The 7828-nt window shown below is 34.8% G+C and carries 6 protein-coding genes; 4 read left to right on the top strand and 2 right to left on the bottom strand.

The genetic code is table 11. The features are described 5' to 3' along the window. Nucleotides 1–258: 258 nt before the first annotated feature. On the bottom strand, nucleotides 259–1029 hold the full coding sequence (locus ACTXGU_RS03790) for a DUF1189 domain-containing protein (RefSeq protein WP_443480157.1): 771 nt from the start codon (nucleotides 1027–1029) through the stop codon (nucleotides 259–261). 413 nt (nucleotides 1030–1442) lie between these two features. On the opposite strand from ACTXGU_RS03790, the gene ACTXGU_RS03785 reads away from it, so the two are divergent. After that, the gene (locus tag ACTXGU_RS03785; protein WP_443480156.1) at nucleotides 1443–1925 is read left to right on the top strand and encodes a DUF456 domain-containing protein; all 483 of its coding nucleotides are present in this window, start codon (nucleotides 1443–1445) and stop codon (nucleotides 1923–1925) included. A gap of 204 nt (nucleotides 1926–2129) precedes the next feature. On the opposite strand, the gene ACTXGU_RS03780 is transcribed toward ACTXGU_RS03785, so the two are convergent. Then, nucleotides 2130–2825, bottom strand: coding sequence for a Crp/Fnr family transcriptional regulator (locus ACTXGU_RS03780; RefSeq protein WP_443480155.1), 696 nt, complete (start codon nucleotides 2823–2825; stop codon nucleotides 2130–2132). A 649-nt stretch (nucleotides 2826–3474) separates the two neighbouring features. On the opposite strand from ACTXGU_RS03780, the gene ACTXGU_RS03775 reads away from it, so the two are divergent. The 3 genes from ACTXGU_RS03775 (at nucleotide 3475) to ACTXGU_RS03765 (ending at nucleotide 7757) form a co-directional block, all read left to right on the top strand. Beyond that, nucleotides 3475–4083: a superoxide dismutase gene (locus ACTXGU_RS03775; protein ID WP_443480154.1), complete on the top strand. Its 609-nt coding sequence runs from the start codon at nucleotides 3475–3477 to the stop codon at nucleotides 4081–4083. A 155-nt stretch (nucleotides 4084–4238) separates the two neighbouring features. Then, entirely contained in the window at nucleotides 4239–5459 is a 1221-nt protein-coding gene (locus ACTXGU_RS03770; protein WP_443480153.1) for an MFS transporter, read from the top strand. A 198-nt stretch (nucleotides 5460–5657) separates the two neighbouring features. Next, nucleotides 5658–7757: a peptidoglycan D,D-transpeptidase FtsI family protein gene (locus ACTXGU_RS03765; protein ID WP_443480152.1), complete on the top strand. Its 2100-nt coding sequence runs from the start codon at nucleotides 5658–5660 to the stop codon at nucleotides 7755–7757. The last annotated feature ends 71 nt before the right edge of the window (nucleotides 7758–7828 follow it).

Genomic DNA, 7828 nt, shown 5'->3' with positions numbered 1-7828 from the left:
AAGTGTATTCGGGCTGCGAGTTTAAAAGCAACAATCTATACGAAAACAGCCTTTTGGAAAGACTCTGTTAAATTCCATTGTTGATTTTCAAAAGGTCAGGGAATTCACTCCCTTTCCGCGGACGAACAGGCAAGCCTCCTCGCTCGTACCTCACTGCCAGCCCGTTTTTCCGCAGAAGTCTCGCAGATTCCCTTCCTGTAAACAACATTATCGTTTAACAGAGCCTTTGGAAAAGTAAAAACTCATGCAAGTTTCTTATTAGGCAGCATTAGGTTTATTATCTAACGGAATTTCTTTTATTGATAAAAATACGATAAACAGACCTACAAACCAGTTTAGTAACGCTCCATTAGGTACAATTGTTTGCAAACTATCCATTACAAGGAAAAACATTATAGGCAATGTGATGCTATAAGCTGTAATTTTCCAAACTTGTGCATATGATAAGGAACGTCCTAAAATTCTCGAAAATAATCTTCCAAAAATCGCTAGGATTAATGTTTCAACCACTTTAGAAATTGCCATAACTAGAAAATAAATAATAGCGAACACACTAAGCATGATAGGAAGCGCTGATTTTAACGATTTCAGAGAAGAAAGAATTTCTTCATTTGTTATATTGACATTCCCGAAGTTTCTATACTCAACAGCTTGTGCTTGCCCAGCTGTTGATATAATAAATTCTTTTTTTAGTAGTGCGACAGTATTACCTGAAGAACTAATATTATTGGCATTATATGTACCCGTTGAGTCAACAATAATCGTTAAATCGTCTTTATATATGATTGTTGGCTCATTATTAGTTGATTGAAGCTCGTTATTTTTTATAGAAAAAGAAAGAGCTTCTTCTTCCAACAAGGAATTTATCCCTTCATTCATTCCTTTACTTAAATGGTATAAGGTTGGGATGGATGCCAGCAGGGAGAGAAGGATAAGATAAAGTATCGTTTTACCATTTCCCTGATAGCGAAAGCCAGCTATGTCTCGTGGAGAATAGATGCTTCTAAAAAACTGCTTAAAAATATTCATTTTGACACACCCTTTTACATATTCACTACTATTCTATCCTCGTATTAGATTAGATACAAGTTTCATGTACAAAAGTCAGTGAGGCGGAATAATGATATACTCGTTTAGTAGAAAAATAATTGTTTGCTGAAAGGGGAGATTTTATATTAGTGTTTTCTAAAAGTTTGTTGCTTTTTAATAAGTTGAAAAACCTTTTAGAATTACTGAGCAGTAGACTCCTGCGGGATTAGCGAGACAGGCGAGAAGAAAGCAGGAGTGAAACGACGAAGCGGCTCGGCGCTCGCCCCGCGGAAAGCGAAGTGTATTCAGGCTGCGGGTTAAATAATAACAATCTATACGAAAAGAGCCTTATAATAAAATAACATGGTGTTTTATTAGCAATAATAAAAATTATTGAAAAAAGGAGATAGAATGTGGACTATATTTATTGGACGATTATAACGGTGCTTTTTCTGATAGCTTATGTTGGATTAGTATATCCAATTGTTCCGAGTATGCTTTTTCTACTTGCAGGTTTTTTTAGTTATGGTTTTCTATTGTCTTTTAAACCTTTTTCTATTCTCTTTTGGGTCATTCAGACAATGTTTGTCCTATTATTGTTTGCAGCTGATTATTTAGCTAATTTAATAGGAGTAAAAAAATATGGGGGTACAAAAGCGGGGGTTTGGGGAAGTACAATAGGACTGCTTGTTGGACCATTTGTTATTCCTGTAATGGGCATATTAATTGGCCCGTTTTTAGGTGCGGTGATTGCAGAATTGGCAGTGAATAAAACAAACTGGAAAACAGCAATAAAAGTTGGAATAGGATCATTAATTGGTTTTCTTAGCAGTGTGATTACAAAAGCAGTTATCCAAACGATTATGATTATTTATTTTTTATTTACTGTACTTTAAAGTGCGTATTCAAAAAAGTAGCATATTAGAAGCAAGAATGTCGAGGCGGAGTTGCTTTGAGCAACACAACGTTAGATGCGTGAGTAGCGGAAAAGCAATTCAACAAAGAGATTAGAGGCTTTAATTTGGTGACTTTTTGAACATCTACTTAACTATGTTCAAGAGCACTGCCACTACCCATTGAAGGTAGCGCTCTTGAAGATTTCAATTTAATCCACATACATCTGAAGGGCAATGTTGACAATCAACTGCCTGCTTTAAATAAGCGATATTTTTTATAGTAAACTTTTGATTAGAATAAGAGATAACATCAGCTTCACGCAATTCTTTTAAAATCCTTTGCATTACTTCTCTTGTACCGAAAGTTAAATTAGCAAGTTCTTGATGAGTAAGGGGAAAATCAATTAAAATTCCTTCTTCTGTTTTTTTTCCAAAAGAATGACATAAACGTATTAAGATACTGTACAGGCCGCCTTTTTTGCCGTGCATAATTAGATCTTGACATTTCATATTTGCTTTTAAATAACCTGTGCTTAACCAAGTCGTTAAAGCTGTTAGCAAAATAGGGTCTTTTAATACCGATTCTTCAAATTCATCACGTTTAATGGTTAATAGTTCACAATCTGTTATCGTTCTAGAAAAAAAATGATATTTTGGAGAATGTTTAAATAATTGATATTCTAAAAGAGCTTCTTCATCATGCAGTATTTTTAAAATAAATTCCTTTCCTTTTTCATGGACTCTTCCTAATGCTAATGTACCGTTTAGTAAAATATAAATGTTGCGAACAGGATCTTTTTCTTGAAAAAGCAGTTTACCCTTTTTTACATGGATTATTTTATTTATATCAAAAAAATTTTGAAGTATTAAACTGTATAATGACAATTGTATTTCAGACATACACTTAGCACTCCTCTTAACGTTCTTCCCTTTTGATTAAAAGATATTGTAAAAAATTTGTCAATCATTATTTGGGTGATATTCCCAATTTATAAAACGCATAGTCGTTCGATTATGTGTTCAACCATTGATATAGTAAGGTGGAAGCAATTAATGACAATTTTACGAACTTGTATAAAAACGGCAACACTTTCTATTTATTTACATGAAAATCTTTAATAAAATAATTTTTTGTGAGGTTCATCACAATGCGGATTGGCAATAAAAAATAGAATGATTGAAATTAAAGAAAATAGGGCATTTTATATACTAAAAAAGCATAACATTTTTAATTTAGATAAGTGTCTAGCTCCAACGCCTATCGCCTATCGTACTTCAGGTCTTCTCCCTACGATAAGTCAACATCGAATCGCTAACGCTCTTCGTGTTTCCTTTATCTCAGTCGAAGCCCCTTCAGTCCGTACGCCGATGTGCAAGGCGCTTCCGCTTTTCTTATTAAAAACAGAGCAAATTATTTGAAAGAAAAAATAATATTTGCTATTGTTTAATCAGAGGACTTCTTATATTAATAATGTAGATATAGTGTAATCCATTATTAGGAGAGAAGGAATTAAAAAAATATTACGCAGTACATAGGAGGAATATTAAAATGTCTTTTACATTACCACAATTACCTTACGCATATGATGCACTAGAACCACATATCGATAAAGAAACAATGAATATTCACCATACAAAACATCACAACACATATGTGACAAATTTAAACAATGCTTTAGAAGGAAATACTGAACTTCTTTCTAAAACAGTGGAAGAAATCGTTGCAAATTTAGATGCAGTGCCGGAAGCTGCTCGTGCAGCAGTTCGAAACAATGGTGGTGGACACGCTAACCATACATTATTCTGGGAAGTTATTTCTCCAGAAGGCGGCGGCGAACCAACTGGTGATTTAGCAAGTGCAATCGACAGCAAATTTGGAAGCTTTGCAAGCTTTAAAGAAGAATTTTCAAAAGCAGCTACAACTCGTTTCGGTTCAGGTTGGGCTTGGCTAGTTGTAAATAATGGAGAATTAGAAGTAACAAGTACACCGAACCAAGATTCTCCACTAACGGAAGGCAAAACACCTATCCTTGGATTAGACGTTTGGGAGCATGCTTACTACTTAAATTATCAAAACCGTCGTCCAGATTATATTAATGCTTTCTTTAATGTGATCAACTGGGCAGAAGTTGCTAAACGTTACACAGCAGCGAAATAATAATGAACAAAATAAAAAACACGAGGAACCCTGAGCTTCCTCGTGTTTTTTATTTTGTTGCTGAACTGCGGGTTCTCCATTTTTTTCTTTGCCTTTTCTGATGAATAACAAACAAGTTTTTGTTAGAAACTACCCTAGAACAAAGGGGAGTTTTTATGATGAAAACAAATAAATTACTTGGCAATGTAGAATTAACAAAAGATTTAAATTTATTATTGCTTATCGGTGGATTATATTCGTTAAGCATTGCTCTTTCGAATACTTTCGTAAATGTTTTTTTATGGAAGCAGTCAGGAGAATTTAAAGATTTAGGGCTGTACAATATGGCAATCATCATTATGCAGTTAGTAACTTTTATTTTGGCAGGAAGATGGGCGAAAAAAGTAGACAGAGTGATTGTTTTACGTATAGGGGTTATTTTTTTAGCATTATTTTATTTGTCTGTGCTCCTTATTGGTGATAATGCTTCCTCTTTTTTATTATTATTAGGAAGCTTGCTTGGCATTGGCTATGGATTTTATTGGCTGGCATTTAATGTGCTGACATTTGAAGTAACAGAGCCGGAAACGAGAGATTTTTTTAATGGTTTTTTAGGAATTTTAACATCTGTTGGTGGTATGATTGGTCCGATTTTAGCAGGATATATCATTTCTACTCTTTCCCAATCATCTGGATACATGGTAGTATTCGGTATTTCTTTAGGGCTGTTTTCACTTGCGGTCGTTTTAAGCTTTTTTTTAAAAAGAAGACCAGCGAGCGGACAATTTTTATTTAAACGAATAGTAGAAGAAAGGCAAAACAATCCTAATTGGCGCTTTATTACAAATGCACATTTCTTTCAAGGCATAAGAGAAGGCACTTTTGCTTTTGTAATAACCGTTTTTGTGTTTATTGCAACAGGAAGTGAAATGGCATTAGGGAAATTCGGTTTAATTAATTCGGCTATTTCTTTTTTAGCTTATTATATTGTTTCGAGAACAATCAAAAATGATAAACGAAACAAAGCGATTTTAACAGGAGGAATTTTACTATTTCTATCCATGTTTATTATCATCTTTGATTTTTCCTATACGAAATTATTGATATATGCAGGGGTAATCGCCGTTGCCTATCCATTGATCCTCGTTCCTTATACTAGCTTAACATTTGATGTAATTGGAAGAGGATGGAATGCTGGAGAAATGAGAATTGAATATATCGTTGTTAGGGAGTTGTTTCTGAATTTTGGCCGTTTTATTTCTGTTCTTATTTTTCTTGTAGGGGTGCTTTTTTTTCCAACAGAACAGATTGTTCCATTTATTTTATTTATATTAGGAACTGGCCACTCTATTATTTATTTTTATACTAGAAAAATCCGATTTGACCCAGTTCGTTAAGGTAAGCGGTGCGATTAAGTTGAAAGACTAAGTCGCATCGCTTTTTTATCTGAAATGAGTTCGGAGCTTCGCCACCTTTAATGAAAAAAACGAGTGATAGTTTTCTGTAAAGAATTCTTAATAAATGTAATAATTTTTCTAGCAATAACCAAAAATATCCTTTAAAATAAACAGAGTGAGGAAAGAGTGGTGTATTTTATGGGGGAAAAGAATAAAAAGAAAAAAAGTCAATTTCCACTTCGGTTAAATTTGTTGTTTTTTGCCGTTTTTCTTCTGTTTTCTGCATTAATTATGCGTTTAGGCTTCGTACAAATTGTATATGGAGACGAATATAAGCGCGAGTTGGAAAAGAAGGAAGATATTATTATTAGTACACAAGTTCCACGCGGTCAAATGTATGACAGAAACGGAAATAATATTGTCGGCAATCAAGGGAAAAATGCAATCACGTATACGAATTGGGGAGTTAAGGCGGATAAAATGAGGGAAACCGCCGAAAAGTTGGCAAACCTGATCGAATTGGATAAAAAAGACGATTTGAAAAAAATAACCGAAACAGATAAAAAAGATTACTGGATATTAACACATGAAAAAGAAGCAAAAAAGAAAATTTCCACAAAAGAAGATGGAGCATTAAATAAGAAATTTGCAGATGATTCGAAAAAATATCAAAAAGCATATAATGAATTGCAGCGCTCAAGAATTACAAATAAAGAGATAAACAGCTTTTCAAAATTTGAACTGGAGACATTAGCAATTTACCGTGCGTTTAATAGCGGATATTATTATACCCCGCAAATTGTGAAAAATACGGATGTTTCAGATGAAGAGTTTGCTAGAGTAAGTGAACATTTATCCGAATTGCCTGGAGTAGATACTGTAAAAGATTGGGATCGTACGTATTCTTATGATAACACGTTAAAAACGGTGCTTGGTAAAGTCAGTACATCACAGCGGGGCGTTCCTGCTGAACAAAAAGATCAATACTTGTCAAAAGGATACAGCATGAACGATCGAGTTGGTCTTAGTTATTTAGAAAATCAATACGAAGATATCTTAAAAGGCCAAAAAAAGAAAGTGAAATATATTAAAGATAAAACTGGAGAAATCGTTGGTTCGAAAACAATATCGAATGGGGATCCAGGTAAAGACCTTGTTTTAACGCTTGATATGAAGCTGCAGCAGGAAGTCGACAAGATTATTGAAGAAGAATTAAGAGCAACGAAACGAAGTTATGCTGGAACCTATTTGTTAGATCGAGCCTTTGTTGTCTTAATGAAGCCAAAAACGGGAGAAGTTTTAACCATGTCTGGCAAAATGCTTGGCAAAGACGAGAATGGGAATACAGAGATGCAGGATTTTGCGTTAGGCAATATTACGACATCTTATAATGTTGGCTCTGCTGTTAAAGGAGCGATGGTGTTAACTGGGTATAAAGAAGGGGTTATTCGTCCTTATACACCTATTAAGGATGAGGTTATACAAATACCAGATTCTCGGCCCTTTAAATCTTACAAATATATGGGTGTAATTAATGATTTGACGGCTTTACAGCTATCTTCTAACGTTTATATGGCTAAAACAGCCATTATGATTGGTAAAGGACATTATGTGTATAATAATCCTTTGGATATTGATCCTCAAGCATTTCCAAAAATACGTAATTCCTTTAGTGAATTTGGTTTAGGAGTAAAAACAGGAATTGATTTGCCAAATGAAATGGCAGGATTTAGAGGACCAGAAGAAACACCTTACCAATTGATGGCTTTATCTATTGGGCAATATGATACGTATACGAATATGCAATTAGCCCAATATATTTCCACGATTGCCAATGGCGGCTATCGTATCCAGCCCCATATGGTAAAGGAAATAAGAGATTCTTCTAAAGGGGAAGATGACCTTGGTTCTATGGTGCAGGAAATACAGCCGAAAGTGTTAAATAAACTAGATTTACAGCCTAGCTGGCTACCCCATGTACAAAGGGGCTTGCGTATGGTGATGCAGCCAGGGGGAACCGGGAAAATATTTGCTGGCGCTTCCTATCAGCCTGCTGGGAAAACGGGAACAGCACAAGCGTTTTATGATGGGCCATTGCGCAGCAACTATGGTAAAATTCCACCTCAAGTAATGAACGTAAGCCTTGTATCTTACGCACCGTACGACAACCCGGAAGTAGCAATGGCGGTACTCGTACCTTGGGTGTATACAACTGCCAATGGTCCATCGCCTAATCTGACAATTGGAAAAAGAGTAATGGATAAGTATTTTGAAATGAAAAAAGAAACAACAAAATAATGGTGGTAATGCTGCCTTCCTATAAAATGGAGGGGAGCATTTTTTTATCTGTTTATCCAAAAGTAAAAGTT

The sequence above is a fragment of the Niallia sp. 01092 genome, from assembly GCF_052318935.1.
Lineage (GTDB): Bacteria > Bacillota > Bacilli > Bacillales > Cytobacillaceae > Niallia.
Note: the sequence above shows the minus strand (reverse complement) of the source record. Positions and strands in the feature narration are given on the sequence as shown.

Bases quoted from the DNA above. Each gene is read 5' to 3' on its own strand.
- ACTXGU_RS03790 (WP_443480157.1), bottom strand. From the start codon at position 1,029: ATGAATATTTTTAAGCAGTTTTTTAGAAGCATCTATTCTCCACGAGAC.
- ACTXGU_RS03780 (WP_443480155.1), bottom strand. From the start codon at position 2,825: ATGTCTGAAATACAATTGTCATTATACAGTTTAATACTTCAAAATTTT.
- ACTXGU_RS03775 (WP_443480154.1), top strand. From the start codon at position 3,475: ATGTCTTTTACATTACCACAATTACCTTACGCATATGATGCACTAGAA.
- ACTXGU_RS03770 (WP_443480153.1), top strand. From the start codon at position 4,239: ATGATGAAAACAAATAAATTACTTGGCAATGTAGAATTAACAAAAGAT.
- ACTXGU_RS03765 (WP_443480152.1), top strand. From the start codon at position 5,658: ATGGGGGAAAAGAATAAAAAGAAAAAAAGTCAATTTCCACTTCGGTTA.